The sequence below is a fragment of the Methylobacterium sp. 1973 genome, from assembly GCF_040545035.1.
GTDB lineage: Bacteria > Pseudomonadota > Alphaproteobacteria > Rhizobiales > Beijerinckiaceae > Methylobacterium > Methylobacterium fujisawaense.
Window position 1 is genome coordinate 277,703 of the sequence record NZ_JBEPLA010000001.1, and the last position, 25,313, is coordinate 303,015.

At 71.6% G+C, this 25,313-nt stretch carries 24 protein-coding genes; 15 read left to right on the top strand and 9 right to left on the bottom strand.

Features of this window, described 5'->3' with window-relative positions; genetic code table 11:
• Positions 1–342: 342 nt before the first annotated feature.
• From fliF to flbD, 5 genes are all read left to right on the top strand, one after another.
• Positions 343–1,971: a flagellar basal-body MS-ring/collar protein FliF gene (gene fliF / locus ABIC70_RS01340; protein ID WP_043347402.1), complete on the top strand. Its 1,629-nt coding sequence runs from the start codon at positions 343–345 to the stop codon at positions 1,969–1,971.
• Between the two features lie 25 nt (positions 1,972–1,996).
• The gene (locus ABIC70_RS01345) at positions 1,997–3,055 is read left to right on the top strand and encodes a flagellar motor switch protein FliG (protein ID WP_043347401.1); all 1,059 of its coding nucleotides are present in this window, start codon (positions 1,997–1,999) and stop codon (positions 3,053–3,055) included.
• On the top strand, positions 3,052–3,663 hold the full coding sequence (locus tag ABIC70_RS01350) for a FliH/SctL family protein (protein WP_043347399.1): 612 nt from the start codon (positions 3,052–3,054) through the stop codon (positions 3,661–3,663). The genes ABIC70_RS01345 and ABIC70_RS01350 overlap by 4 nt, the downstream gene beginning before the upstream one ends.
• 10 nt (positions 3,664–3,673) lie before the next feature.
• Positions 3,674–4,006, top strand: coding sequence for a flagellar motor switch protein FliN (fliN, locus tag ABIC70_RS01355; protein WP_012321962.1), 333 nt, complete (start codon positions 3,674–3,676; stop codon positions 4,004–4,006).
• Positions 4,007–4,099: 93 nt separating this feature from the next.
• On the top strand, positions 4,100–5,461 hold the full coding sequence (gene flbD, locus ABIC70_RS01360; RefSeq protein ID WP_043386056.1) for a sigma-54-dependent transcriptional regulator FlbD: 1,362 nt from the start codon (positions 4,100–4,102) through the stop codon (positions 5,459–5,461).
• A 109-nt stretch (positions 5,462–5,570) separates the two neighbouring features.
• Here the strand turns inward: flbD and ABIC70_RS01365 are convergent, their stop codons facing one another.
• Positions 5,571–5,855: a hypothetical protein gene (locus ABIC70_RS01365; protein WP_354438669.1), complete on the bottom strand. Its 285-nt coding sequence runs from the start codon at positions 5,853–5,855 to the stop codon at positions 5,571–5,573.
• Between the two features lie 102 nt (positions 5,856–5,957).
• Entirely contained in the window at positions 5,958–7,268 is a 1,311-nt protein-coding gene (locus ABIC70_RS01370) for a KpsE/RkpR family capsule polysaccharide export protein (protein ID WP_043386053.1), read from the bottom strand.
• Positions 7,269–7,487: 219 nt separating this feature from the next.
• On the opposite strand from ABIC70_RS01370, the gene ABIC70_RS01375 reads away from it, so the two are divergent.
• The 3 genes from ABIC70_RS01375 to fliP are packed head-to-tail and all read left to right on the top strand — an operon-like array spanning position 7,488 to position 9,794.
• Complete coding sequence (locus ABIC70_RS01375; RefSeq protein WP_286962585.1) at positions 7,488–7,892, top strand: hypothetical protein; 405 nt, start codon at positions 7,488–7,490, stop codon at positions 7,890–7,892.
• Positions 7,893–7,947: 55 nt separating this feature from the next.
• Positions 7,948–9,015 carry a flippase-like domain-containing protein gene (locus tag ABIC70_RS01380; RefSeq protein WP_274926341.1) on the top strand — a complete coding sequence of 356 codons (1,068 nt, stop codon included), beginning with the start codon at positions 7,948–7,950 and terminating at the stop codon, positions 9,013–9,015.
• Positions 9,012–9,794 (top strand): flagellar type III secretion system pore protein FliP, encoded by a 783-nt coding sequence (gene fliP, locus ABIC70_RS01385; RefSeq protein ID WP_446720942.1) that lies wholly within the window; start codon positions 9,012–9,014, stop codon positions 9,792–9,794. Before ABIC70_RS01380 ends, fliP begins: the two co-directional genes overlap by 4 nt.
• A gap of 124 nt (positions 9,795–9,918) precedes the next feature.
• On the opposite strand, the gene ABIC70_RS01390 is transcribed toward fliP, so the two are convergent.
• From ABIC70_RS01390 to ABIC70_RS01405, 4 genes are all read right to left on the bottom strand, one after another.
• The gene (locus ABIC70_RS01390) at positions 9,919–10,080 is read right to left on the bottom strand and encodes a hypothetical protein (RefSeq protein WP_274926342.1); all 162 of its coding nucleotides are present in this window, start codon (positions 10,078–10,080) and stop codon (positions 9,919–9,921) included.
• Positions 10,077–13,463, bottom strand: coding sequence for a hypothetical protein (locus ABIC70_RS01395; RefSeq protein ID WP_354438671.1), 3,387 nt, complete (start codon positions 13,461–13,463; stop codon positions 10,077–10,079). Before ABIC70_RS01395 ends, ABIC70_RS01390 begins: the two co-directional genes overlap by 4 nt.
• A gap of 127 nt (positions 13,464–13,590) precedes the next feature.
• Positions 13,591–14,298: an invasion associated locus B family protein gene (locus tag ABIC70_RS01400; protein WP_279901024.1), complete on the bottom strand. Its 708-nt coding sequence runs from the start codon at positions 14,296–14,298 to the stop codon at positions 13,591–13,593.
• A gap of 102 nt (positions 14,299–14,400) precedes the next feature.
• Positions 14,401–14,577 carry a hypothetical protein gene (locus ABIC70_RS01405; RefSeq protein ID WP_164706345.1) on the bottom strand — a complete coding sequence of 59 codons (177 nt, stop codon included), beginning with the start codon at positions 14,575–14,577 and terminating at the stop codon, positions 14,401–14,403.
• Positions 14,578–14,953: 376 nt separating this feature from the next.
• On the opposite strand from ABIC70_RS01405, the gene ABIC70_RS01410 reads away from it, so the two are divergent.
• The gene (locus ABIC70_RS01410) at positions 14,954–16,399 is read left to right on the top strand and encodes a homospermidine synthase (RefSeq protein WP_043760165.1); all 1,446 of its coding nucleotides are present in this window, start codon (positions 14,954–14,956) and stop codon (positions 16,397–16,399) included.
• A gap of 227 nt (positions 16,400–16,626) precedes the next feature.
• Here the strand turns inward: ABIC70_RS01410 and ABIC70_RS01415 are convergent, their stop codons facing one another.
• The 3 genes from ABIC70_RS01415 to ABIC70_RS01425 all read right to left on the bottom strand — a co-directional run bounded on the left by ABIC70_RS01415 (position 16,627) and on the right by ABIC70_RS01425 (position 19,140).
• Positions 16,627–17,520 carry a transporter gene (locus tag ABIC70_RS01415; RefSeq protein ID WP_111473438.1) on the bottom strand — a complete coding sequence of 298 codons (894 nt, stop codon included), beginning with the start codon at positions 17,518–17,520 and terminating at the stop codon, positions 16,627–16,629.
• A gap of 140 nt (positions 17,521–17,660) precedes the next feature.
• Positions 17,661–18,512 carry a metallophosphoesterase gene (locus tag ABIC70_RS01420; protein WP_354438672.1) on the bottom strand — a complete coding sequence of 284 codons (852 nt, stop codon included), beginning with the start codon at positions 18,510–18,512 and terminating at the stop codon, positions 17,661–17,663.
• A 22-nt stretch (positions 18,513–18,534) separates the two neighbouring features.
• Positions 18,535–19,140 carry a cation efflux transmembrane domain-containing protein gene (locus ABIC70_RS01425; RefSeq protein ID WP_182591268.1) on the bottom strand — a complete coding sequence of 202 codons (606 nt, stop codon included), beginning with the start codon at positions 19,138–19,140 and terminating at the stop codon, positions 18,535–18,537.
• Positions 19,141–19,329: 189 nt separating this feature from the next.
• Between ABIC70_RS01425 and croR the strand changes: the two genes are divergently transcribed.
• The 6 genes from croR (at position 19,330) to ABIC70_RS01455 (ending at position 25,286) form a co-directional block, all read left to right on the top strand.
• Positions 19,330–19,803 carry a 3-hydroxybutyryl-CoA dehydratase gene (croR, locus tag ABIC70_RS01430; protein WP_354438673.1) on the top strand — a complete coding sequence of 158 codons (474 nt, stop codon included), beginning with the start codon at positions 19,330–19,332 and terminating at the stop codon, positions 19,801–19,803.
• A 1-nt stretch (position 19,804) separates the two neighbouring features.
• Positions 19,805–20,632, top strand: coding sequence for a TrmH family RNA methyltransferase (locus tag ABIC70_RS01435; RefSeq protein ID WP_354438675.1), 828 nt, complete (start codon positions 19,805–19,807; stop codon positions 20,630–20,632).
• A 410-nt stretch (positions 20,633–21,042) separates the two neighbouring features.
• Complete coding sequence (gene crtI / locus ABIC70_RS01440) at positions 21,043–22,632, top strand: phytoene desaturase family protein (protein WP_043350165.1); 1,590 nt, start codon at positions 21,043–21,045, stop codon at positions 22,630–22,632.
• A 47-nt stretch (positions 22,633–22,679) separates the two neighbouring features.
• Positions 22,680–23,099 carry a DUF2141 domain-containing protein gene (locus tag ABIC70_RS01445; protein ID WP_043350167.1) on the top strand — a complete coding sequence of 140 codons (420 nt, stop codon included), beginning with the start codon at positions 22,680–22,682 and terminating at the stop codon, positions 23,097–23,099.
• A gap of 4 nt (positions 23,100–23,103) precedes the next feature.
• The gene (locus tag ABIC70_RS01450) at positions 23,104–24,081 is read left to right on the top strand and encodes an ABC transporter ATP-binding protein (RefSeq protein WP_043350168.1); all 978 of its coding nucleotides are present in this window, start codon (positions 23,104–23,106) and stop codon (positions 24,079–24,081) included.
• Positions 24,078–25,286, top strand: a complete 1,209-nt coding sequence (locus ABIC70_RS01455) for an ABC transporter permease (protein WP_043386036.1) — start codon at positions 24,078–24,080, stop codon at positions 25,284–25,286. Before ABIC70_RS01450 ends, ABIC70_RS01455 begins: the two co-directional genes overlap by 4 nt.
• Positions 25,287–25,313 lie beyond the last annotated feature (27 nt).

The window sequence follows — 25,313 nt, forward strand, 5'->3', positions numbered from 1 at the left end:
GTTCCGGGATGCTGCAGACGCCCCCGGAACCCCAACACGACCGAGGGTGCCGAAACCCGGCGCGTCGGCGGCTCTGGATGACGGGCTCCGCTTCGCAATCCTGGACTGACGCGATGGCCTCACTCCCGCAGCGACCACGTCGACGGCGCCGGTGGGGTGGATCGCCCGAATCCGAGAACCCACGAAGCCGCGTCCGGATTCCGGGCGCGGCTTCGTGCTGTTCCGGCGCCCGCCTTCGGAGCCCGGTTGCGCGGCATTAACGCCTCGCTAACCACGACCTGGGCAATTTCTGCCGAGCGGGCCGCCGGGGTCCGCCAGCGTTAGAGTGCAGCGAATCCTCCCGTGAAGCCGGTCCTCGATCTCGTCACGAAGTTCGGACCGGCCCGAATCGCCGCCATGGCGGCGGTGACGCTGACCCTCATCGGCTTCTTCGCGTTCATCATCCTGCGGGTCTCGCGCCCCGATATGGGCGTGCTGTTCTCCGACCTGTCGATGCAGGATTCGGCCTCCGTGGTCCGCGAGCTGGACAGCCGCGGAATCCGCTACGAGACCCGGGGCGATGCCGGGCAGACGATCCTGGCTCCCCGCCCCGACCTCGCCAAGCTGCGCATGGATCTGGCCGGCAAGGGGCTGCCGACCCAGGCCGGGGTCGGCTACGAGATCTTCGACAAGGGCGATGCGTTCTCGTCCACCAACTTCGTGCAGAACGTGAATCACCTGCGCGCCCTGGAGGGCGAGCTGGCCCGCTCGATCCGGGCGATCGGCCGGGTCCAGGCGGCCCGGGTCCACCTCGTCCTGCCGGAGCGCCGCCTGTTCGAGCGCGACCGGGAGAGCCCGAGCGCCGCCATCGTGCTGAAGCTGATGGGCGACCTCGACGCCGGGCAGGTTCGGGCGATCCGCCATCTCGTGGCCTCCGCGGTCGAAGGCCTCAAGCCCGACCGGGTCTCGATCGTCGACGAGCGCGGCCGACTGCTGGCGGACGGCGCCCGGGACGCGGGGACCGACGTCGCCAGCGGCTTCGAGGACCGGCAGGCCGCCCTCGAACGGCGCCTGCGCGGCCAGATCGAGGACGTGGTCGCCGGGATCGTCGGCACCGGCCGGGCCCGCGTCCAGGTCAACGCCGAACTCGACCTCAACCGGATCGAAAGCCGCTCCGAGACCTTCGATCCCGAGAGCCGCGTCGTGCGCTCCGCCCAGACCCGCACCGAATCGGCGGTTACCGGCAATGCCGAGGGGCAGGTCAGCGTCGGCAACGAGCTGCCCGGCGCCAATGGCGGCGACAAGGCGCCCACGCCGAAGGACGCGACGAACAAGAACGAGGAGACCACGAACTACGAGATCTCCCGCGTGACGAAGACCGAGATCGCCGAGGGCGGCCGGATCAAGCGCCTGTCGGTCGCCGTCGTCCTCGACGGGGTGTACGCCACCGCGCCCGACGGAAAGCAGACCTACAGCCCGCGCACGCCCGCCGAGATCGAGCGGATCACCGCCCTGGTCCGCGGCGCGGTCGGCTTCGACAAGGCCCGCGGCGACCAGATCGAGGTGGTGAACCTGCGCTTCGCGGAGGCGCCGAGCGTGCCGCAATTCACCGAGCCCACGCTCATCCAGTCGTTGCTCGCCCCCACCAAGGAGGACGTGCTGCGGATGGCCGAACTCGCCGTCCTGGCGCTGCTCACCCTCATCGTCCTCCTCACGGTGGTCCGCCCCCTGGTGCGCCAGGTGCTCGCGCCGGTGCCGGAGGCGCCGGCTCTGGCCGCGGCCGGCATGGGCTTTCCCGGCGACGCCGTGGTTGCGGGTCCGAGCGGGACCGTGACGGTCATCGACCGCGACAATCCGACCGCGCGGCTGATGGAGTTCGCCAAGATCAACGGCCAGGTCCAGGCCGAGACGGTCCAGCGCGTGGTCGACATGGTCCGGGCGAGCCCGTCCGAGACCGTCGAGGTGCTGCGCACCTGGATCCAGGAAGAGTGAAGCGTAGGGCGTCGAGGGCAACACGATGGCGGCAGGTGCGGGACAGGGTTTGGCGAACACGCTGGCGACGGCGGGCGGCGATTCGTTCGCGGCGATGCCCGGTCCGCAGCGCGCCGCCGCGCTCCTGCTGATGCTCGGTGAGGAGGAAGGCGCGCCGATCTGGCAGGCGCTCGAAGAGGAGGAGATCAAAAAGGTCAGCGCCGCGATGGTCCAGCTCGGCACGCTGGAGGCGACGACCGTCGAGAAGCTGATCATCGAGTTCGTGACGAAGCTCGGCAACAGCGGCGGCATCTCGTCGAATTTCGAGCGGACCGAGGCGCTGCTCCTCAAGATCTTCCCGAGCGACCAGGTCTCGCTGATCATGGCGGAGATCAAGGGCGCGTCGGGCAAGCGCGTCTGGGCCTCGATCGCCCAGGTCGACCCGGAGATCCTCGCCTCGTTCCTGCGCAACGAGTACCCGCAGACCGTGGCGGTGGTGCTGTCGCGGGTGCGGGCCGACTACGCCGCCAAGGTGCTCACCATCCTGCCCGAGGATTTCGCCATCGACTGCCTCAACCGGATGCTGCGCATGGAGACGGTGCAGAAGGAGGCGCTGCGCCACATCGAGGAGACCCTGCGGGTCGAGTTCGTCTCCACCATCGCCCAGACCCAGCGCCGCGACGCCCACGAGATGATGGCCGACGTGTTCAACGCCTTCGACCGGCAGACGGAAGGCCGCTTCCTCGCCGCCCTGGACCAGGCCAACCGCGGCTCGGCCAAGCGCATCCGCGAGCTGATGTTCACCTTCGAGGACCTGCTGAAGCTCGATCCCGGCAGCGTCCAGACGCTGATGCGCTCGGTCGACAACGACACCCTGTGCCGCGCCCTGAAGGGCGGCAACGAGAGGACCCGGGCCTTCTTCATGCAGCAGATGTCGACCCGGGCTGCCAAGAACCTCACCGACGAGATGGCCGCCCTCGGGCCGGTCCGGCTCAAGGAGGTCGACGAAGCCCAGGCGAAGATGACCGAGATCGCCAAGGACCTCGCCGAGAAGGGCGAGATCATGATCGCCAAGAATAGCGCCGAGGAGGAGCTGGTCTATTGAGCGCCCAATCCGCCCGGAGCGCCAAGCCGTTCCTGTTCGAGACCGATTTCCGCAGCGCCCGCCCGAGCGCCGAGGCCCAGCGCGCCGCCGAGGCCGCGCTCCGCGCCGAGGCCGAGGCGCATGCCCGCGGCCTGCAGGAGGGACGCGCCCAGGCCGAGGCGCAGGTCCAGGGGCGGCTCGCCGACGCCATGACCCGCCTGGCGCTCGCCGCCGCGGGCCTGATCGCCCAGGCCGACGCCCGCGACACCGAGCGCGAGGCGCAAGCGGTCGAGGTGGCCATGCTGATCGCCCGCAAGGTGGCGGGCGACGCCCTCGATGCCGCCCCGCTCGCCGGCATCGGCGAGGCGGCCCGGACGGCGCTCCAGCATCTGCGCGGCGTGCCGCACTTGGTGGTGCGGGTGCACGACAGCCTCGTCGAGGAGGTCGAGACCCTGGTGAAGCGCCTCGCCCGCGAGCGCGGCTACGAGGGCCGCCTCGTCGTCCTCGGCGACCCCGACATGGCGGCGGGCGACGCCCGCATCGAGTGGGCGGACGGCGGCATCGTCCGCGAGCGCGCCCGCATCGAGGCGGCGGTGCTGGACGCCCTCGGCCTGCCGACGAGCCTGTGAGGAGATCCTGATGTCCGACGATTTCAGCCTGCCCCAGCTCGGCGAGCACGACACCGACTACGCGGCGGGCTCGATCCGCGACGCGCCCACCACCCCGAAGACCGCCGCCGACCTGGAGCAGCTCTTCGACGTGCCCGTCATGGTCTCGGCGGTCCTGGGCTCGGCCCGGATGCCGATCGGCGACCTGCTGCGGCTGGCGCCCGGGGCGGTGCTCGAACTCGACCGGAAGGTCGGCGAGGCGATCGACGTGTTCGTCAACAACCGGCTGGTCGCCCGCGGCGAGGTCGTCCTCGTGGAGGATCGGCTCGGTGTGACGATGACCGAGATCGTCAAGGGTGAATGACCCGGGCGACCGAGAATGTGGCCCGGGCGCCGGCGACGGCCGCAGGCCAGTTCGGCGCGTAACCCGCGCCAGGATGTTTGAGAGGGACGAACCATGCGGCTTCTGATGATCGGGCGGCTCAATGGCGAGCTGATCACCGCCTCGAAGATTTGCATGCAGCGCGGCGCGTCGGTGACGCAGGCCGATGCCGTGCCGCAGGGCCTCAACGTCCTGCGCGCCCGAGGCGCCGACCTGATCATGATCGATGTCGGGCTGCCGATCCGCGAGCTCGTCACCGCCCTGGAGGCGGAGCGGATCCGCACACCGGTGGTCGCCTGCGGCGTGTCGGCGGACGCGTCGGCCGCCGTGGCGGCGATCCGGGCCGGCGCCAAGGAGTACATCCCCCTCCCCCCCGACCCGGAGATGATCGCCGCGGTGCTGGAGGCGGTCGCCACGGATCGCGCGGCCTTCGTCTGGCGCGACCCATCCATGGAGCGGGTGGTCAAGCTCGCCGAGCAGGTCGCGCGCTCCGAAGCCTCGGTGCTGATCACCGGCGAGAGCGGCACCGGCAAGGAGGTGCTGGCCCGCCACGTCCACCAGAAGTCCAACCGGGCGGGCAAGCCCTTCGTGTCGGTGAACTGCGCGGCGATCCCCGAGGCGCTGCTCGAATCCGAGCTGTTCGGCCACGAGAAGGGGGCGTTCACGGGGGCGGTCGCCCGACGGATCGGCCGGTTCGAGGAGGCCAATGGCGGCACGCTGCTCCTCGACGAGATCTCCGAGATGGACGTGCGCCTGCAGGCGAAGCTGCTGCGGGCCCTCCAGGAGCGGGTGATCGACAGGGTCGGCGGCACGGCGCCGGTGCGGGTCGACATCCGCGTGCTCGCCACCTCGAACCGCAACCTCGCCGAGGAAGTCCGGAAGGGCACGTTCCGCGAGGACCTGCTCTACCGGCTCAACGTCGTCGCCCTGCGGCTGCCACCCCTGCGGGAGCGTCCGGCCGACATCATCGAACTCGCCACCCACTTCGCCCGGAAATACGCCGCGGTGAACGGGATGCCGGTCCGCCCGCTCTCTCCGGAAGCCCGGACCCTGGTGCTGAAGAACCCGTGGCGCGGCAACGTCCGCGAGCTGGAGAATACCCTTCACCGGGCGGTGCTGCTCGCCTCGGGCGACACGATCGGCCCGGAGGCGATTCTCTCGCCCGACGGCGAGACTTTCGCGGCCGAGGGACCGGCCGCGCGCGCCGCGCAGGTCGCCGAGGCCGCCACCCGCGGGCTGGTGGGGCGGACCGTGGCGCAGGTCGAGTGCGACCTGATCCTCGACACCCTGGATCATTGCCTCGGCAACCGGACTCACGCCGCCAGGATCCTCGGCATCTCGATCCGGACCCTGCGCAACAAGCTCAACGAATACGTCTCGGCAGGGCTCGAAGTGGCCGAGCCCGGGAGCGTCCGGACGAGTGTCGCCTGCGGCTGACGCGCCAGGGGTCGCGGGACCGATCCCCGCTCAGGCGCGCTCCCGCTCGGCGGAAATCCGGCCCGGAATCGATGCGGATGGCGCTGTCTCGACGCGGTCGTGAACGGACCTAGCGCCGCCCGCTCTGCGCCGCCTTGTGGGCCTCGGTCTGGGCCGCGAAGGCCGCGTCGAGCTTGCGCAGCGACTCGTAGCGGGCCACGTCGCCCTCCACGTCGCGGATCGTCTCCTCGACCAGATGGCGCTGGAGGGCCACCCGCGGATCGTCGGCGGGCAGCGCCTCCCGCTCCTGCAGCCGGAGCACGGCCTGCCGCACCACCGTGTAGACCGCCTCGCGCTCCTGACGGGTCATCGACGGCTGGATCGCCTTCGCGACGAGATCGGAGAAATCCGACATGGCGTGTTAGCGTTCGCTCATTCTGGGACGCCCGAAAGGCCGGGCCGCCTCCCTCTACAGACCGCGCCGCCCCGGATCCAGATCCGGGAGCCGCGACCGCGGCTACATCCTCTGGTCGCGGATGCCTGCGAGCAGGAGCGCGGACGAACTCCAGATCACCAGGAAGCAGAAGAACGCCACCAGCAGGGTATGGCCCCGCTCGGGGTAGAGGCTGTCGGTGGGAAGGACCGGGGGCACGAAGGTGGCCAGGAAGATGTGCTGCTTGCTGGCAGAGACGCGGGCCCGGTCGAGGAGGGTGTGGGCTGATTCCTCGAGCTTCTCGGCGATGGTCCGTTCGACCAGCAGGCCCTCGTACTGGAGCAGCGCCTCGGTCAGGTTCTGCCCGCCCGCGCCGGCGGTGGCGCTCGTCATCTCGTCCTGGAGCGTCTTCATCTGCTGGTCGATGGCCGCGATGTTGGCCACCAGCGTCTGGATCGAGCGCGACCGCTCGTCCAGATTGGAGCCGCGCAGGACCTGCAGGTCGTTCTCGGCCTTCAGCTTGTCCTTCCGCAGGGACGTCAGGGCCGTCAGCGTTCCCTCCGCTGACTTGATCGGATCGATCACGCCCCACTGATTGCGGAAGGCCTGCAGCGCGAGATGCGCCTTGCGCAGGCGGTCCTGCGCGACCTTGGCGTCGGCCTCGGCCTGGGCGACCATGTCGGACTGCGCCCGCTTCGAGATGTCGTTGATCAGAGCCTCGGAGCGCAACACCACCGCGCGGGCGATGGTCAGGGCGTCCTCGGGCGTGAAGGCGCGCACGGACAGGCGGATCACGCCTGAGATCGAGTCGATATGCGCCTCGACGTGCTTGCGCCAGTATTTGGTGAGATCCTCGATCGGATCGGTCGGATCGAAGCGCGCCCAGAAGTCCGCCTCGGACCGCGAAAACATCTTGGAAATGCCGATGCTCTTCTCGAGAGCCTCGACCAGGGTCTGACTGTTGATGTAGTCGCGGACGATGAAGCTGTCCTGGCTGTTATGCTTCTGGATCAGGTTCGTGTACTGGCCGAGCGAGATGTTCTCCATCGGCTCGACATTGCCGCGCACCGCGAACTGGGCCTCCGCGACGTACTGGTTGGACGCGAAGGCGAACAGGTAGAGGCCGACCACCAGGGTGGGCAAAAGCACGAAGAAGCCGATCCGGCGGATGATCCGTGCGCCGTAGCTCGACGTGTCCTCCTGCCGCGGGCGCAGACCGGGCAGACGGGTCCAGTCCAGGCGCTCACGGACCGAGGCGACGAGCGCTCGTGCGGTGCGCTTCTCCGGCACCGGCCGGATCGTCTCCGCGCTCCGCCGCAACTCGGTCATCGTCGGTGCGGCGAACGTCACGATCTCGCCTTCGCGCGTGTCGTCCTTGACGTCGTCGAAGCTCATCCGCTCTTTGTTCCTGGGTCTGCGCCGGTTCCGCTGCCGCGGCGCCGGCCGAGGGGCGGCCCGTGCGCGATAACCGGAATCCCGTTCTTTTAGGCCCTTTTTATGGCACCCGGCTTGGCCGCTCCGCCCGTCGCTGCACCGCGGCGACAGGCACCGTAGCCCGCACCGGGTATCGCGTCCTACAGTCTCTGGATGATGACAGAACCCCATGTCCCGGGCGTGGATGGCCGCCCGACCGGCCGTTCGGCCAAGACCAAGCTCACCGAGATCGTCGTCGTCTGTTCCAAATGCGCCAAGCGGCAGGGTCTGCGCGGCCGAGACCTCCGTGCCCTGCTGAAAAAGGCCGGAAAGCAGGCCGTCCAGGACGGGGGAGCCGGCCGCCGGAGGAAGCTCTGTGTCGTGGAATCGGGCTGCCTCGGCCCCTGCCCCAAGCGCGCGGTGGCGGTCGCCACCGGCGCGAGCCTGGCTGCGGGCCGCGTTTTCCTGCTCGATCCCGCCGCCGGCCCGGCCGAAGCGCGTGCCGCCGTACTCGATCCCGTCCTGCCCCGCCGTGCAATCCCCGAATTCGGCCCCAATACCGCTCTAGCGGCGATACCATCCGACGAATCGCCGCCGGTCCGCTGACCGGCACAACCTGGAGCGCGCTCTTGCCCGCCTCTCGACGCGAGGCCCCCGCACCGTGACCGGCAACAACGTTTCCCGGAAGCGGCGGGCAGCCCACGCCGTGCTGCGTCGCCTCCCCTTGATCGGTACCCTGATCGGCCTCGGTCTCGCCGTCTGGCTCGTGGCGACCAACGATCTGGCCGCCGTGGCCACGGCCTTCGGGCGGATCGGCTTCGCGGGCTTCGCCGGCGTCACGCTGGTGCGGATCCTCGTGATCCTCCTCTGCGGCCTCGCCTGGGCGCGCATCCTCGACGGGCTGCCGCCCCCGGCCGGCCCGGCCTGTCTGATCCTGCGCTTCGTCCGCGAAGGCATCAACGTTCTGCTGCCCGTCGCCTCGGTGGGCGGAGACGTCCTCGGGGCACGCCTTCTCACCTTCTGGGGTGTTGCCGGGTCCCTGGCGGCGGCCTCGGTCCTGGCCGACCTGCTTTTCCAGGTCGGAACCCTCGCTTTGTTCGCCAGTCTCGGCGCGGGCCTCCTGAGCCGGGTCCAGGGCGCCGAAGCGGCTGCGCTCGCCAGCTGGACGCTGCGGACGCTGGCAGTGGCCGGTCTGGTGGTCGCGGCGTTCTTCGCCCTCCAGCGGATCGGCATCGTGCGGGTGATCGAGGATCGGCTCACCGCCCTCGGCCGGCGCTTCGTGCGCGAGACCGAGGCGCGCCCCGAGCCGCCCCGGCGGATCCAGGGGGCTCTGGACACGATCTGGGCGCCGAGCCGACGGGGCCACCTGGCCCAATCCTTCGTCCTGCACGCGCTGGCTTGGCTGCTCGGCACGGCAGAGGTCGCCGTCGTCCTCGCCTGCATCGGCGTGGATCATGTCGGCTTGGCCGACATCCTGGTGATCGAGGCGCTCAGCCAGGCGATCAAGGCCGCCGCTTTTCCGGTCCCGAGCGGCCTCGGTGTGCAGGAGGGCGGGCTCGTCCTGGTCTGCGGTCTGTTCGGCATCGATGCCGGCACCGCCCTCGCCCTTTCGCTCGCCCGCCGGGTGCCCGACGTGGTGCTCGGTCTGCCGGCGCTCCTCGTCTGGCAGAACCTCGAAGCGCGCCGGGCCGGGGTGCGTCCGGCCACACCCAGCTGCGACAATCCGTGACCCAGAATCGTCCCGTGCCGCCTCGCCCGGCGGCCCTTGTCCCGAAGCCGCGCCTGCAGCTGCTCGCCCTGGCCGGACTGGCCGGCGGTCTGCTCGCCACCGGCCCCGCCCTCGCGCAGAGCGTCACCCTCGATCTGGGCGCCGGCGGCACCACCGAGCGCGCCCTGCAGCTCGTGGCGCTGATCACCGTCCTGGCGGTGGCCCCGTCGGTGCTGGTCATGGCCACGGCCTTCACCCGCATCGTCGTGGTGCTGTCGATCCTGCGGTCGGCGCTGGGCACCCAGACGGCGCCACCGACCGCGGTGCTGGTCAGCCTGGCGCTGTTCCTGACCGCCTTCGTGATGGCCCCCACGGGCCGCGCGGCCTACAGCGCCGGCATCGAGCCGCTGGTCGCCGGCCGGATCACGCAGGCGCAGGCGTTCGAGCGCGCCTCGGCGCCGTTCAAGACCTTCATGCTGCGCAATGTGCGCGAGAAGGACCTGAAGCTGTTCCTCGACCTCGCCAAGGTGCCGGCGCCGAAGGGCCCGGAGGATGTCGGCCTGGAAATCGTGACCCCGGCCTTCATGATCTCGGAACTGCGCCGTGCCTTCGAGATCGGCTTCCTGCTGTTCATCCCGTTCCTGATCATCGACCTCGTGGTCGCGTCGGTCCTGATGGCCGTCGGCATGATGATGGTCCCACCGGCGACGGTCGCCCTGCCGTTCAAGCTGATCTTCTTCGTGCTGGTCGACGGCTGGACCCTGGTCGCCGGCTCGCTGGTCCAGAGCTACGGCGGATGACGGCAGCCGCGACCGGCCGTCGACGATCCGGGCGAATCCGGACGGCCTCCGCGGCGACACCGCAGGATCGCGCGATGGCGGGGATCGGTGCGCGGAGTCGCCTGACGGGCCGCGCGGCATCGGCCTAGACGCGGCCGGCCTGCGGCCCCTTCCGGGCGATCCCGCTCGACGTGCCGGCGCCCTGCAGGCCGCACAGGAACTCGCGCCGCTCGGCCTTCCGTTCGGGCGTGCAGACGCGACCGTCGTCGGTCGTCAGGAGGGCGTCCGGATCGACGGGCCGGCTCACCCGGGCGGCGCGCCGGGCGATCCGGCGCTGCTCTGCTGGCCGCCCGCCCCGCCTGCCTGCGGAGCCTCCTGGGACGCCTCGCCGCTCGCGCCGGGTGCGTCCGGCCCGCCGCGCGCGGGTGTGGCGGCGTCCGGGTAGCGCTTGCGATACTCGGCCAGGAACGCCGACAGGGTCTGGGCCTTCGTGGCGCGCGCGGCGATGTCCCGGAAGCCCGGCGCCCGGGTCGGGTCCATGCCGGTCAGGAGCGCGAAGGTGCGGGCGTCCGGGCTCGCCGCCATGGCCTCCGAGAACTTCGCCTTGAGCCGCTCCAGGCCGATGGCCTCGTGCGCGAGATCGTAGGCGATCGCGGCGCGGATCACGTCGGCGCGCGCCTGATCGTCCAGCGGCTGGCCGGACTGCCACGAATCGCCGAGCAGCGCCTCATGGGCCTCGCCGGCCTCGCGCCAGCGGCGTGCGCCCCAGTAGATGTCGGCGCGCAGCCGGTCGATATCCGGGCCGCTCTCGCCGTCGATCGTCTCCAGGGCGAGGTCGGTCCGGGTCAGGTCCGACAGGGCACGGGCGCGGATCAGGCCGCGGGCGCGCCTGAGCTCGCCCGGGAGCTCGGGCAGCTCGGTGGCGTCGAGGGCCTTGAGCGCCTCCATCGGCTTGTCGTCCATCAGCCGCACCGTCGCGAGCCGCGTCGCCACGGCGGACCGCGCCGGGCCGGTGAGGCGGTTGTCGATCTGGTACTTCAGCAGGTCGGCGGCGGAATCGAGGAGGTCGAGGCCCACGAGGCGGTCGGCCAGCCGGCGCACCACCGCGTCGCCGCGCCGCCCGATCGGGCTCAGCTCCCGGAAGTCGAAGAAGAGCGCCACAGCCTCGATCCCGGAGAGCTTGTCGCCCTTGTCGGTGAGGTACAGGTTCTCGAAGGCCATCTGCGCCTCCCGCGTCAGGGCCTCCGTGGTGGGGGCGTTGGGCGCGGAGGCATTGGCCCGGCGCACCACCGTGAAGGCGTCCCGCCACCGGCCCGCGTCGAGGTAGAGGCGGGCGAGGCCGGCCGTGATGCCGTCCTCGACCGGGCCGCCGTGCCAGGTCAGGGCGAGCCGCTCCAGCCGCTCGGTGGCGGCATCGAGGGCCAGCTTGCCGGAAGCCCGAGCCAGGAGCGCCCCCCTGAGGGCGGCCTCGCCCGAGACCGGCCGCACGGCTGAATCCTCCAGGCGGGCATAGGCGTCGAGGGCCGCCTCGGTCTGGCCGGTCGCCTCGGCCACGCGGGCGCGGACCAGGGCCAAGCGGTCCCGGATCCAGGGCGCCAGATGACGCTCTGCCTCGGCCCGGGCGGCGGCGGTCTCGGCATCGCCGTTCTCGATCGCCGATTCGGCCGCGCTCGCCCGGATCAGCTGCGCCACATCCGTGGGATAGCCGCTGGCCAGCGGCAGCACCTTGAGGAAGCCGGCTTCCGCCGCCTTCCAGTCGCCCGCACCCGCTGCCGCCATCGCCCGCCACAGGGCGGCCTCGCGATCATCGGCCAGGGTCGGCACGCTGAGGGCCTTCAGCGCCTCCGCGTTCCGGCCGATCCGCACCAGGGCCATGCCCCGCAGGATGGCCGTCTCGCGCTGGGAGGCCAGGAGCGGATCGTCGGCGGCCGCGATCTCGAGGACCGTGAGGCCCTCGTAGTCGAGGCCGTTGGCCAGATCCGCACGCGCCAAAGCGAGGCGGGCCGGACCGCGCTCGGATGGCGTCGCAGCGACGGCCGCGTCGAAGAGGCCGCGCAGGGTCTCGCGGACGTTGCCCATCCGGGCACGCTCCCAGGGCTCCTTCGCGATCGCAAGCGCACCCGCATCCGCGAGCACCGCTTCCGGCTTGCGGGCCGCCATGGAGGCGGCGAGACCGCCCTCACGGCCGATCGAGACGCTCTCGAGCTCGGGCCGCACGGCGAGATCGTCGGCGCCGGCCAGCACCGCAAGACCGTGCCGGCTCGGCAGGATCTCGAAATCGACGAAGCGGCGGCTCTTCGGGTTGCCGACCGGGCGCTGCGCGGCCGAGGTGACCACCGCGATCCGCTCGTTGTCGAGGGTGAGCCACGTCGCCGAACCGGGATGCGGCAGCGCCAGGGTGACGGCCATGCGGCCGGACGGATCGGGTTTGCGGACGGGATCGATCGTGTCGCTCGGACTCAGCGTCTCGCCCGCCGAGAGTTCCCAGGCGACCCCGCTGGCGGTGGTGACGGCGCTGAGATCGACGAGGCGTCCGGGCGGGACGGGAAACCGCATCACCGTGAGCGGGCCGCTCCGGGCGGGCGGCCCCATTGGCGCGAGCCCCTGGCTCGCCGGCGGCAGGGTCACCGGCTCGGCGGTCTCGAAGGCCAGGGTCGCGACGCCGCCGCGCTCGAACAGGACGGCCGGCGGCAGGGTTTGGAACGGGAAGACCAGGCCGCCGCCGGCACGGCGCTTCGGCGGTGCCTCGGGAGGCCGGGGCGGAGCGGCCGGCGCCGCCTGGCGCGGCGGGACCGGGACCGGCGGCGACGCTGTCGCAGCGGCTGGCCCCGGCACGTCGACGGCGGCCGTCGCCGGCTCCGGCGGCTTGCGCCGGACCACGTCCACGATGATGGCGCCGTCCTCGCGCTCGGTGCCGATCGTGAACCCGTCCTCGGGGGTGACGAGCAGGCTCGCCGAACTCGCGTCGATCTCTGTGGCCAGCTTGGCGATGCCCGGCCTCGGACGGCCGCGGGTCTCGCCCGTGTCGATGGTCCAGGCCCCCACGACCCGCACCCGCGTCGCCGGCCCCTCGGCGGTCACCGTTGAGACGGCCTCGGCGGGCAGGCGCAGCGACAGCCGCGTCAAGGTCGGAAGCCGCGCCAGTTCGAGCGCCAGCGGCCGGCGCACGGGTTCCGGGATGCGCGCCCTGAGCGCCTCCTCGGCGGCCCGGGCCCGGCGGGCGAGTTCGGCGATCACCTCCGGCGGGAGCGGCGGCGGCAGGCCGGACCAGCCCTCCGGCAGCAGGTCCACGAACACCCGCTCGCCGGCCGTCTGGACGTTGACCTGGTAAGGCCGCTGCAGGGCGAGCCGGAGGCCCGTCCCGTCAGGATCGCGGCGGACGCTGGCGACGAAAGCCGGCATGTCGTCGGCGAGGTGCTCGGGCCCGGCCGCGATCCGCTCGCCGTAGCCGACGAGCAGCACGCCGCCGGCGAGCTTGGTCTTGATCGCGACCGGCTTGTCGAAGGTGAACACGATCCGGCCGTAACCGCCGGCACCGTTGCCGCTCTCGCTGCCCTTCGCGCCGATCAGCCGTGCGGCCAGGACCGGGTCGATCGCCGCCAGAAGGGCAAGCAGCGCCAGCGACGCCGTCGTCAGCAGCCGCACGCCACGTCCTCGACCGACCCGGGGTCGCCCGCCCACCGATCCCATCGCCTCGCCGATCCGAACCCGGCGCGCGGCACTGGACGCGCCGCGGCGCGCGGCGCCACATCTCGGCGGGATCCTGCCGCGCTGCGGCTAACGCTGGCTTAACCGTAACCGGAAAAGGCGACGGGCCTCAGCCGCTGAGGGCGACGGCCCGGTCGAAGGCCTGGGGGAAACCCACCAGCGGCACCGAGACGGTGGCCGGTTCGGTGCCCCCCGCCTTCTGACCGGTCACGGTGAGCGCCTTGGCGGTGCGCATGCCGTCGAGGGCCAGCGTCGGGAAGCTGATCGCCACGATGCAGCCCTCGGCGCTGCAGGTCGTGTAGGGCGCGCCCTTGCCCAGGGTCTGCTCGTCGAGCTTGAAGGTCACGCCCGGCTCGATGGCGAGTCCGAAGGGCATGAGCACGATCCCCTCGGAGCGGCCGTTCGCCGGCGTCTGCAGCTCGATGCCGAACTTGCGCCGGCCGGTCTGCGAATCACCCTGTGCCTGGGCCACGATGCAGGTGACCTTCTCGTTCGGACGCGTGCAGGTCATCGTCCAGTCGCCGTAGCTCTCGCTGACGGTGCTGGCTCCGGTGGGCCACGCGGCGTGGACCAGCGCCGCCGCAGGCGTGGCGGCCGCCTCGGACTTCGCCGCCTCGGCGGGCTTGGCCGCCTCCGCGGGCTTGGCCGCCTTGTGGGGGACGGGCTTCGGCCGGGGCTTGGGACGGGCCTTGGCGGGTGCCTCGGCGGCCGGCGCGGCCTCGGGCTCGGCATCCTGTGCGCGCGCCGCCAGGATCGGGACCGCCGTGAGCAAGGTCGCGATCAGGCTGAGACGCAGATGCGCACGAAATGTCGGCATGGAATCACGATCCCCCGAAGCCATTGGACGGCAGAGCCGCCTAATGCCCTAGCCGGGGCGACGCAATCGTCCGGAGCATCGTCAGTGGGTCGGGGGCCGCCCTCAGAGCGGATTCGGGCCGCCGACGGCGCGGGCCAGGGCGCAGCGGCGCGCGAAGGCGGTCTCCGCTCCGTTGCGCAGGCCACGGGCGACCGCAAAGACGAGGGTGAGGAAGCCGGGATCACGGTCGGCGGTCTCGACGGCCGGGCCGGGGATCCGGGAGGTTATGAGCGCGAGCATGACGGACTCCAAGTGCGAGGGCCCGGGCGTTTCCACGCTCCCCAGTTCCCGCGGTCCTCTCGGTGACCTTGCTGCACTGCAATATGAGCCCTGCACGCGGAGCCTGCCATCCGTTCCAAGGCGGGGGGCGCATGCGTCGAGGTCATGGTTTCGACCCGCCGCGTGCAAGATGCCGTTAACGAAGGCGCGGATCCGCGCGGTTGACCGGCGACGGGCGAGCGGCCATTGAGCGCGCTTCCGGCGACTCGGCCCCTGGACCGCACCGGCACCGCTCCGGCGGCGCGGGCCTGTCGCTGCACTGTCACACGCGCGCCATAACCCGCCCGCGAGCCAGATGAGCGGACGCGCCCGGCATCCGCCAACGAGGATATCCCGCATGACCGATCAGCCGACCCGTCACCCGATCCACGGCCGGATCAGCGGCCCCATCGTGATGATCGGCTTCGGCTCGATCGGCCGGGGCACCCTGCCGCTCATCGAGCGCCATTTCGAGTATGACCGGGCCCGCTTCACGGTGATCGACCCGGTCGACACGCATCGCGCCCTCGCCGAGAAGCACGGCCTGCGCTTCGAGAAGGTGGCGCTGACGCCGGAGAACTACCGCGACGTGCTCACCCCGCTCCTCACCGAAGGCGGCGGCCAGGGCTTCTGCGTGAACCTGTCGGTCGACACCTCCTCGCGGGCGATCATGGAGCTGTGCCGCGAACTCGGCGCCCTCTACATCGACACCGTGGCCGAGCCCTGGCCGGGCTTCTACTTCGACAAGACCAAGAGCCAGGGCGACCGCACCAATTACGCCCTGCGCGAGAACATCCTCGATGCCCGCGAGCAGAAGCCGGGCGGCACCACGGCGGTCTCCTGCTGCGGCGCCAATCCCGGCATGGTCTCGTGGTTCGTCAAGCAGGCGCTCCTGAATATCGCCCAGGATACCGGCCTGGAGCGGCCGGAGCCCAAGACCAAGGCCGAGTGGGCCGCCCTGATGAAGGATCTGGGCGTGAAGGGCGTGCACATCGCCGAGCGCGACACGCAGCGCGCCAAGAATCCGAAGCCGCGCGGCGTCTTCGTCAACACGTGGTCGGTCGAGGGCTTCGTCTCCGAGGGCAACCAGCCGGCCGAGCTCGGCTGGGGCACGCACGAGACCTGGAAGCCCGACAACGCCCGCGAGCAGGAGAAGGGCTCGCGCTGCGCGATCTATCTGCTGCAGCCGGGGGCCGACACGCGGGTGCGCACCTGGGTCCCGACGGCCGGCTCGCAGTTCGGCTTCCTCGTGACCCACAACGAGGCGATCTCGATCGCCGACTACTACACGGTGCGCGAGGGCGATAAGCCGGTCTTCCGGCCCACCTGCCACTACGCCTACCACCCGGCCGACGACGCCGTGCTGTCGCTCCACGAGATGTTCGGCAAGGCGGCCAAGGTGCAGGAGCAGCAGCACATCCTCGACGAGACCGAGATCGTCGACGGCATCGACGAGCTCGGCGTGCTCGTCTACGGCCACAAGAAGAACGCCTACTGGTACGGCTCGCAGCTCTCCATCGAGGAGACCCGCCGGGTCGCACCGTACCAGAACGCCACCGGCCTGCAGGTGACCTCGGCGGTGCTTGCCGGCATGGTCTGGGCCCTGGAGAACCCGGAGGCCGGCATCGTCGAGGCCGACGAAATGGATTTCCGCCGCTGCCTGGAGGTCCAGACCCCGTATCTCGGCCCGGTCGTGGGCGTGTACACGGACTGGACGCCGCTCACCGACCGCCCGGGCCTGTTCCCGGAGGACATCGACACCAGCGATCCCTGGCAGTTCCGCAACGTGCTGGTGCACGGCTGAAGGCTCTGCCGCGCCCCGTCAGCCGGGGCGCGGATCCGCCGCCTGAACGGCAGCGCAATCCTGCACGCAAAAGGGGCCTCCGAGATCGACGATCTCGGAGGCCCCTTTTTTACGGGCGCCCCGTCCGGCCCCGTCGTCGTGCATTCGCCGCGCGGCAGCGGTCCGTGACCCGGATCCGCCGCCTGCGCCCGGGATGGCACCAGCCCGGACAGCGTCAGCCGGCTTGGCTACTCGGCCTGCCGCCGCGTCACGAGGGTGCGGCCCGGCTCGACCTCGTTCTTGTCCTGGTACAGCGGCACGATCGCCCGCAGCCAGCCGCGGACCTCGCGGCCGCCGTAATTGCGCTCGACCACGTCGTGGGTGAGGTAGGCCTGGAGGTTCACGGGTCCGAAATTGTAGCCGACGAGACCGCCCACCGCGATCTGCCCCTGCGGGCGGTAGCTCGCCACCCCGGTGGGAAGGTCCGTCGACCCGAACGCCACCGCGCCGACCTGCCACGCGCCGAACTTCTTCGTCATGGTCAGGTCGAGGTTCAGGTAGTCCGGGTACAGGGTGCCGCTGGGCGAGCGCGGGTCGAGGAAGACGCCGTAGAGCAGGTTCGCCGTGAGGTTCCAGCCCTGGCCGGTGTAGCTGACCGCGAAGCGGTGGGTCAGCGAGGCGGACTGGGTCAGGAAGCGCGTCTGGATCGGCAGGTAGCCGCCGAACAGGTAGCTGACACCCACATCCCCGCCGAGATCCCAGGCGAGCTGCGCGGCGAGCAATTGCTGGCCGACGCCGCTCTGGTAGGGCGCCCCCTGGCTGCTCGCGGCCGCGATCGGCTGGGTGAAGAAGAATTGCAGGCGCGCGCCCGCGACGTCCCAGGGCGTCGCCCACGCGAAGGTCGGCAGGTTGACGTTGGTCGCGGAATCCCGCGGGCGGGTGCCGCGCACGCCGAAGCTCGACAGGTTCACGAAATACAGGCCGACGGGAAGCTGATCGCCCACCGGCAGACCGACCGTCTGCCCCGGCTGCGCAGCGGAAGCCGCCCGGGCGCCCGTCGCCGTCGACGCGACGGAGATGGGAGCGGTGACGGCAAGAACCACCGCCGCGAACTCGCGTGACGTCAGGCTAAATCCGACCATGAGAACCCCGAACCAGGCCCCCGGGATGCGGGGCCGATCAGGGTTGGACGGGCGCTCGCTCCGACAACATCCCGCCGTTACGGCCAAGCCGTGCGCAACGGCACAGCCTCGACGGTCCGATCTCTTGGGACGGGACTAAATCACCGGTTCTCAACTTCCACGACGAAATCGCTGCTGTAGGTCGCGCCCTCCACCGGGTTCGAGACCCAGCGGCAGCGCCCGACCGCGAGGTCGTGGCCCGCGTGGAAATGCCCGGAGATCCACAGCGCCGGTCGCGCGGGATCGGAAAGGGCGTCGAGGGCCGTGCTGGCATAGAAGGCCGGCACCCACCAGGGAACGCCGGCCACGTCCCGGAACCGGTCCGCGGCCAACGGGCTCGCCGGGTGATGGGTCACCACGACGGTCGGACCGTCGTGCGGGATCTGCAGCGCCGCGTGCAGGGCGGCCCGCTCGATCCGGTGCTCCGCCATCGCGTCCGCGGGCTGCCAGGGGCTGCCGTCGGCCTTGCGGATCGCGCCGAGATATTCCCGCGAGCCCGTCACAGGATCGGTCATGCGGGCGGCCGCGTAGGCCACCGGATCGGCGGGCCGGTCCGGGGCATCCGGGGCGAGCCAGCGCCCGGCGAGGTTCCAGTCGCTCCACAGGGTGGTGCCGACGAAGCGGACGCCGTCGATGACGCAGCTCTGCGCGCGCTGGAGCAGATGGATCCGGGCACCCAGCTCGTTGAGCCGGGCGACCTCGTCTTCCAGGGCGGCGAGCAGCTCCGGTGCGGTGCGCCGGTCCCCGGTCGGGGCATAGCGCTCGTGGTTGCCCGGCACCAGCACGATCGGCCGCCCCTGGGCGAGATGCAGCAGGGCCGCGAGCCCCCGTTCGGGATGCCCTTCGTGGAGGTCGCCGGGGCAGGCGAGCAGGTCGAACGGCTCTGCGGGCGGCGCGATCAGGTCGAGGCGGCGTCGCTCCAGGTGCAGATCCGAGATGGGGAAGATGCGCATGATGGTCGCTGCTGAGGGGCCGCTATCGTGCGGCTCTGCGCTCGGCCGCGGCCGCCTTGAGGATGTCGGCGGCCGAGTCGGCGTTGAGGATCGCGATCCCGGCCGCCACGACGAGGTCGGGCCAGGGGGATGGGTGGAGGGCCGTCACGAGGCCGGCGGCGATGATCGCCAGATTGGCGTAGGCGTCGTTGCGTGCCGAGAGATAGGCCGCCCGGGTCAGGCTGCCCGAGCCGGAGCGATGCCGGGCGAGCATCAGCGCGCAGGTGAGGTTGACGGCCAGTGCCCCGAGCCCCGCGAGGGTCAGGGGCAGAGCGGCGGGGGCGGTGAAATCGGCGATCTTGCCGTAGGCCGCCCAGGCGCCCGCCAGCGCCGGCAGCAGCAGGATGCCCGCCATGGCGGTCCCGAGGCGGGCGCGGTTGCGCGCGCTCCAGCCGAGGCCCGCGAAGATCAGCAGGTTGATCGCGGCGTCCTCGAGGAAATCGAGGCTGTCGGCGATCAGCGCCACCGAGCCGATGGCGAGCGCCACCGCGATCTCGATGCCGAAATAGCCGAGGTTGAGCGCCGCCACGCGGGCGACGACCGGGCGCAGGGCGGGCCGCGCGGGCGGGGGCACATCATCGGCGATCACGGGACGCCTCTTCGCCGACGCGCACGGCTCTGTCGAGCGGCTGTTGAGAAAACCCTGTCGGCGGCTCAAGAAAGTTCGAGGCCCTTCAGCCTTTGTCCGGGTGGATTCGGCGCCGGGATCGTGCGACGCCGTTGCCGGAGCCGGCCGCACGAGACGAATGACCGGCCCGAACCGGAGGTCTGCCGCGTCATGCTGCCCGAACTGCGCGTGCTCTATTTCGAGGATCTCGAAGTCGGACTGTCGGAGACTCTGTCGAAGACCATCGCCTCGTCGGATGTGGTGGGTTTCGCCGAGATCACCGGCGACCGCAATCCGATCCACCTGTCCGAGCACTTCGCCGCGCGCACGCCCTTCGGCACCCGCATCGCCCACGGCCTGTACACGGCCGGGCTGATCTCGGCGGTGCTGGGCACGCGCCTGCCCGGACCGGGCGCCGTCTACATCTCCCAGACCCTGAACTTCCGCGCCCCGGTGCGGATCGGCGACGTCGTCGACGTCACCGTGACGGTGGCCGAACTCATGCTCGAGCGGCGGCGGGCGCGCCTCGCCTGCCGGTGCTCCGTCGGGGGCGAGACCGTCCTCGACGGCGAGGCGCTGGTGAAGGTGCCGACCAAGGCCGAGGCCGACCCGCTGGCGAACCGCACCGAGCGCGCCCAGGGCTGAGGTGACCCCGGCCCCGGAAGACCTCGGCGACCCGGACGATCCCCGCCTGGAGCCCTATACCCGGATGCGCGAGCGCGACCTCGTCGGCCGCGCCAGGCGCTTCATCGTCGAGGGCGAGGTGACGCTGCGGCTGCTCCTCGGCCGCCGCAGCCGGTTCCGCGCGGAATCGATCCTGATCGCCCCGGAGCGCTGGCCAAGCCTCGTCGCCGACGTCGCCGCCTGCCCGGAGCCGCCTCCGGTCTATTGCGCCAGCAAGGCGGTGATGAGCGCGGTCACCGGCTTCCCGATCCACCGGGGGGTCCTGGCCATCGGCCTGCGCGGCGCGGAACCCGCGGCGACCGCCCTCGTGCCGCCGCCGCCCGCACCCGCGCTGGTGGTCGGCCTTGCCGGCCTGACCAATCACGACAATGTCGGCGCCGCCTTCCGCAACGCGGCCGCCTTCGGGGCCGACGCGGTGATCCTCGACGGGGAGAGCTGCGATCCGCTCTATCGCAAGAGCATCCGGGTTTCGGCCGGGGCCGCGCTGATCCAGCCCTTCGGGCGGCTCCCGGCGGGGCAGGACTGGCTGCGGCTGGCCGACGCCCTCGACCTCCAGCCGTTGGCCTTCAGCCCGGGGGCGACCGAGTCCCTGGATGCCCTCACCGTGCCGGCGCGGGCGCTCCTGATCCTCGGCACCGAGGGGCCGGGCCTCGACGCGGCGACTCTGGCCCAGGCGCGGCCGCTCCGCATCCCCATGGCCGCCGGATTCGATTCGCTCAACGTCGCCACGGCGGCGGGCATCGCCCTGTTCACCATCGCCCGCGGCCAGGGGCGCCTCGGTCCGACGTGAGCGCGCGGCGCCGGCGGGTCGGGGCCCGGAATCCGATCTCGGCATCGCCGCCCTGGCCGGGCGCCCGATGCAGGGGGCGGTCGGCAGCGGGACCTTCGGGCGGAGGCCGGCCCCGGCATGGATGGTGTCGACGCCTGGGCCGGTGCTGAGGCGCAGGATGTCCGCCGACCGGCGGCTCCCGGATGATGGCCGCGTCTCGGCCCGCGCAGGTCCGCGGCCTGCGGGCCGGCCCGCCCTCGGGCGCCTCGGTGGCCGGGACAACGGCGGCCTTGCGCAAATCTTGCGAATGGGTGTCCCTGGTATGATTGTATACAGCGTTCTGCGCGCGACAAACGGCTGCAATTGCCGCGCGATGATGCCAAGCTAGCTTGGCCACATGGGTGTCGGGATTCTGTGAGGAGTCGGGGACGTTGCTTCAGTCTGGGGATGGGTTGCGAGCGCTGACCGGGCGCCGGGTGGCCGTGGTCGGGGCCGGGCCAGGTGGGCTTGCCTCTGCCCTGCTCCTGGCGCGGGCCGGGATCCATGTCACCATCTTCGAGAAGGATTCCCAAGTCGGCGGCCGGACGAAAACCGTTGAGGCGCCCGGCGGATACCGCTTCGATATCGGACCGACGTTCTTCCTCTATCCGCAGATTCTGGCGGACATTTTCGCGAGCTGCGGGGAGCGGCTGGAAGACCACGTCAAGCTCGAGCGGCTCGACCCGCAGTACCACCTCGTTTTCGAGGGGCAGGACGGCATTTCGGGGACGATCAGCGCCACGGGCGATGTCGGGCGCCTGGAGCAGGAGATCGCCCGCCTCGCGCCGGACGACGCCAAGAACGTCAAAGCCTTCTTCGCCGAGAACCGCACCAAGCTGAACTATTTCAAGCCGGTCCTCGAACAGGCCTTCCACACGTTGCGCAGCATGGCGAGCCCGGCGATGCTGGCTGCCCTGCCCTACCTGCATCCGGGCCGGAGCGTCGACCGCGACCTCAAGCGCCACTTCGCCGACCCGCGGGTGCGCCTCGCCTTCTCGTTCCAGACCAAATACCTCGGGATGTCGCCATTCCGGTGCCCGAGCCTGTTCACCATCCTGTCGTTCCTCGAATACGAGCACGGGGTCTACCACCCCGTGGGCGGTTGCGGGGCCGTCTCGGAGGCCATGGCGGGCTTGGCCGGCCGCATGGGCGTCGATCTCCGGCTGAACAGCACGGTCGAGCGGGTACTGTTCGACGGCAAGCGCGCCTGCGGCCTGGTGGCGGACGGCGAAACCTTCAACGCCGACGCGGTGATGATCAACGGCGACTTCGCCAAGGTCGTCCGCGCCCTCGTCCCGGAGCGGCACCGGCCGCGCTGGCGCGACGCCAAGATCCAGAAGGCCCGGCTCTCCTGCTCGACCTTCATGCTGTATCTCGGCCTCGAGGGGAAAATGCCCGACAGCCTCGGGCATCACACGATCCTCCTGGCCGACGGCTACGAGAAGAACATCCGCGAGATCACCGAGGGCACGCTGCCGATGCAGCCCTCCCTGTACGTGCAGCACGCGGGCTACACGGACGGCGGCATGGCGCCCCCCGGGCATACGGCCCTCTACGTTCTGGTTCCGGTGCCGAACCTCAAGGCGGGGATCGACTGGTCGACGCTGCGGGAGACCTACCGCGCGCTGATCCTGGAGCGTCTGAAGCTCCTCGGGATCGACGATCTCGAATCCCGCATCCGCTACGAGCGGATCATCGATCCGACCCAGTGGGAGGAGGATTTCGCCGTCCATGAGGGCGCCACCTTCAACCTCGCCCACGACCTGATGCAGATGCTGTATTTCCGTCCGCACAACCGCTTCGGACCGGGGCTGTACATCGTCGGCGGCGGCACGCATCCGGGCTCCGGCCTGCCGGTAATCTACGAGGGTGCCCGCATCTCGGCGCGGTTGCTGATCGAGGAACTGGCCGGCGCCCGCGCCGCCGCCACGGCGGGCATTCCCGATACGGCGCCCTTGGCGACCTCCGGCGAGGCCTCGTGAGCGCGGCGACGGATCGGAGGAGACACGGCCGCGGGCCGACAGGCCGCGTGACGATCGCCCTGTCGGCTTGGCTCTGCGCCGCAGCCCTGCCCGTCTCGGCCGCCGCCGTTCAGGTCGAGGTCGACGGGATCGAGCCGGGCGGCGGTCAGGTGCGCGTGGCGCTCTGTCAGGGCGGTCTTTCGGAGACGTCGTGCCTGCGGGGCGACGACTCGCCGGCGACGGCCGACCGGGCGCTGTTCACCTTCCGGGACGTTCCGCCGGGGACCTACGCGGTTGCGGCCTATCAGGACGCCAACGGCAACGGACGCCTCGACCGGACCGGCCTCGGCCTGCCGCTGGAGCCCTACGGCTTCTCGGGCGCCGTCGGGCGCCGGGCGCGGCCCGATTTCGCCGAGGCGGCCTTCGCCCTGCGGGAACCGGGCGCCGCCCTGCGGGTGCGCCTTGGCCGTGCCCTTCCGAGACGGTGAGACGATGGAGGGCCCCCTCGTCAGCCTCGTGGACGTCGGCCTCGACCTCCGCGGGCGACGGGTCCTGGACCGGGTCGATCTTGAGCTCGGGGCCGGCGAGACCCTCGCGCTACTCGGGCCGAACGGGGCCGGCAAGTCCTCGCTGATGCGCCTCGTCGCGGGGCGGTTGTGTCCGAGCGCGGGTTCGGTGCGCGTGGCCGAGGCGGACCCCTATCGCGCGGGACGCGCACGCCGCGCCATCGGCTGGGTGCCGCAGGAGATCGCCCTCTATCCCCGGCTGACCGTCTCGGAGAATCTCGGCGTCTTCGGGCAGCTCGCGGGGGTTGCCCGACGCGACCGGAAGGCCGCCGTGGAGGCCGCCCTGACCATGGCCGACATCGCCGACGTGGCCCGACGCCCGGTGGGCGTCCTGTCGGGGGGATACCGGCGCCGGGTCAACATCGCGGCGAGCCTGATGAACCGGCCCCGGCTGGTCCTCCTCGACGAGCCGACCAGCGGCGTCGACCTCGCCGCCCGGGCCGCGATCCACGCGGTGCTCGACCGCCTGAAGGCCGCCGGCACCGCGATCCTAATCGCCACGCACGATTTTGCCGAAGCGGAGCGCCTCGCCTCCCGGGTTGCGTTCCTGGCCCAGGGTCGGGTCGTGCGCGCCGGCCGGCTCGCCGATCTGCTCGCGCAATTGCGCACGGGCGCGCCCGAGCGGGAGCTGAGCCTCGCCGTCCCGGCGACGGGACCGGCCGAGGGTGTGCTACGCCGGGCCGGGTTCGCGCCCGCCGAGGCGGGAGGCCTCGTCTGGCGGTCTGTCGAGCGCTCCGGCCTCGACGGCGCGGCCCTGCTCGGCGCGCTGCGCGCCCAGGGCGTTCCCGTGGCCGAGATCCGGGTTCGGGCGCCACGGCTGGAGACGCTCTACCTCGACGCCCTCCGGCCGCGGGAGCTGACGGATCCCGCGGCCACGCCGCTCCGGGTCGGTGCAGCCGGATGATCGCCGCCGCCTTCCGCGTGATGCTCCTGACCCTCCTGCGCGACCGGGCCGCGCTGGTGATGGCCTTCGTGCTGCCGACGGTGATCTTCTCGATCTTCGCGGCCATCTTCTCCGGGGCGATCGGCGACCGGATCCGCATTCATCTCGGACTGGCCGATCTGGCCCACACCGCCGCCACCGAGCGCCTCGCCGACGCCCTTGCGGCCGATCCCTCGCTGCGCGTGACGCGCCTGCCCGCCACCGACATTGCCGCCGTGGCGCAGGCGGTTCGTGCGGGCGAGGTCGACGTGGCGCTGGTCCTGCGCGGCGACCTGATCGCCGCGCCTGCGGAAGCCGCATCCGGGTCTGTCGATCAACCGGTGGTGCTGGTGGAGAACCCCGCCAAGGCGTTGGCGACGCCGATTGCCCTGGGCCAGCTCCAGCGGGTCCTGAACGAGGCGCTGCCCGACGTGGTCCTGTCGCGGATCGTCGCCGACGTCGAGCGCACGGGCAAGATCGGCCCCGACGAGCGCCGCTTCCTCGACGAGGCCTTCGCGGAGCAGCGGGCCAAGAAGGAGCCGTTCAGCTTCGCCGCCCTGGTGGAGCGGCGCAGCACCGCCGCTGGCAGCGCCAATGCGCGGGTGAGCTACTATGCCGGTGCGATCACAGCGGTGTTCCTGCTCTTCGCCGCGATGCAGGGGGCGATGTCCCTGGTCGAGGAGCGCGAGACGGGCCTCGCCGAACGGCTGATGGCCGGTCCGGGCGGCCTGCCGGTGGTCGTGCTCGGCAAGTTCGCCTTCCTGACGCTGCAGGGTCTCGTCCAAGCCGGGCTGATCTTCCTGGCCGCCGCGCTGCTCTACGGAGTCGAGATCGGGCCGCACTGGCCGGCCTTCCTGGCCACCTGCCTGCTGGTCTCGGCGATGGCCGCCGGCCTCGCGCTCGCTGCCTGCGCGCTGGCTGGCTCGCGCCAGCAGGCACACCTCGCCTCGACCTTCGGAGTGCTGCTGCTCTCGGCGGTGGGGGGCTCCATGGTTCCGCGCTTCCTGATGCCGCCCTGGCTGCAGCAGGCCGGCTGGCTCACCCCCAATGCCTGGGCGATCGAGGCGTATCAGAGCGCGCTCGGCGAAGGGTTCTCCGCCGCAGCGCCGTCGCTCGCGGTGCTGGGCGCGCTGACGCTCTGCGGGCTCGGCCTCGCCCTCACCCTGGCGGCGCGGCGGACCGTGTAGGGCAGCCATCGGGCGCGCGGATCGGAC

Bases quoted from the DNA above. Each gene is read 5' to 3' on its own strand.
- ABIC70_RS01455 (WP_043386036.1), top strand. From the start codon at position 24,078: ATGATCGCCGCCGCCTTCCGCGTGATGCTCCTGACCCTCCTGCGCGAC.
- ABIC70_RS01365 (WP_354438669.1), bottom strand. From the start codon at position 5,855: ATGTCGGATTTCTCCGATCTCGTCGCGAAGGCGATCCAGCCGTCGATG.
- ABIC70_RS01395 (WP_354438671.1), bottom strand. From the start codon at position 13,463: ATGGGATCGGTGGGCGGGCGACCCCGGGTCGGTCGAGGACGTGGCGTG.
- ABIC70_RS01405 (WP_164706345.1), bottom strand. From the start codon at position 14,577: ATGCTCGCGCTCATAACCTCCCGGATCCCCGGCCCGGCCGTCGAGACC.
- croR (WP_354438673.1), top strand. From the start codon at position 19,330: ATGCTGCCCGAACTGCGCGTGCTCTATTTCGAGGATCTCGAAGTCGGA.
- ABIC70_RS01420 (WP_354438672.1), bottom strand. From the start codon at position 18,512: ATGCGCATCTTCCCCATCTCGGATCTGCACCTGGAGCGACGCCGCCTC.
- flbD (WP_043386056.1), top strand. From the start codon at position 4,100: ATGCGGCTTCTGATGATCGGGCGGCTCAATGGCGAGCTGATCACCGCC.
- ABIC70_RS01370 (WP_043386053.1), bottom strand. From the start codon at position 7,268: ATGAGCTTCGACGACGTCAAGGACGACACGCGCGAAGGCGAGATCGTG.
- ABIC70_RS01450 (WP_043350168.1), top strand. From the start codon at position 23,104: ATGGAGGGCCCCCTCGTCAGCCTCGTGGACGTCGGCCTCGACCTCCGC.
- ABIC70_RS01410 (WP_043760165.1), top strand. From the start codon at position 14,954: ATGACCGATCAGCCGACCCGTCACCCGATCCACGGCCGGATCAGCGGC.
- ABIC70_RS01415 (WP_111473438.1), bottom strand. From the start codon at position 17,520: ATGGTCGGATTTAGCCTGACGTCACGCGAGTTCGCGGCGGTGGTTCTT.
- fliN (WP_012321962.1), top strand. From the start codon at position 3,674: ATGTCCGACGATTTCAGCCTGCCCCAGCTCGGCGAGCACGACACCGAC.
- ABIC70_RS01400 (WP_279901024.1), bottom strand. From the start codon at position 14,298: ATGCCGACATTTCGTGCGCATCTGCGTCTCAGCCTGATCGCGACCTTG.
- ABIC70_RS01345 (WP_043347401.1), top strand. From the start codon at position 1,997: ATGGCGGCAGGTGCGGGACAGGGTTTGGCGAACACGCTGGCGACGGCG.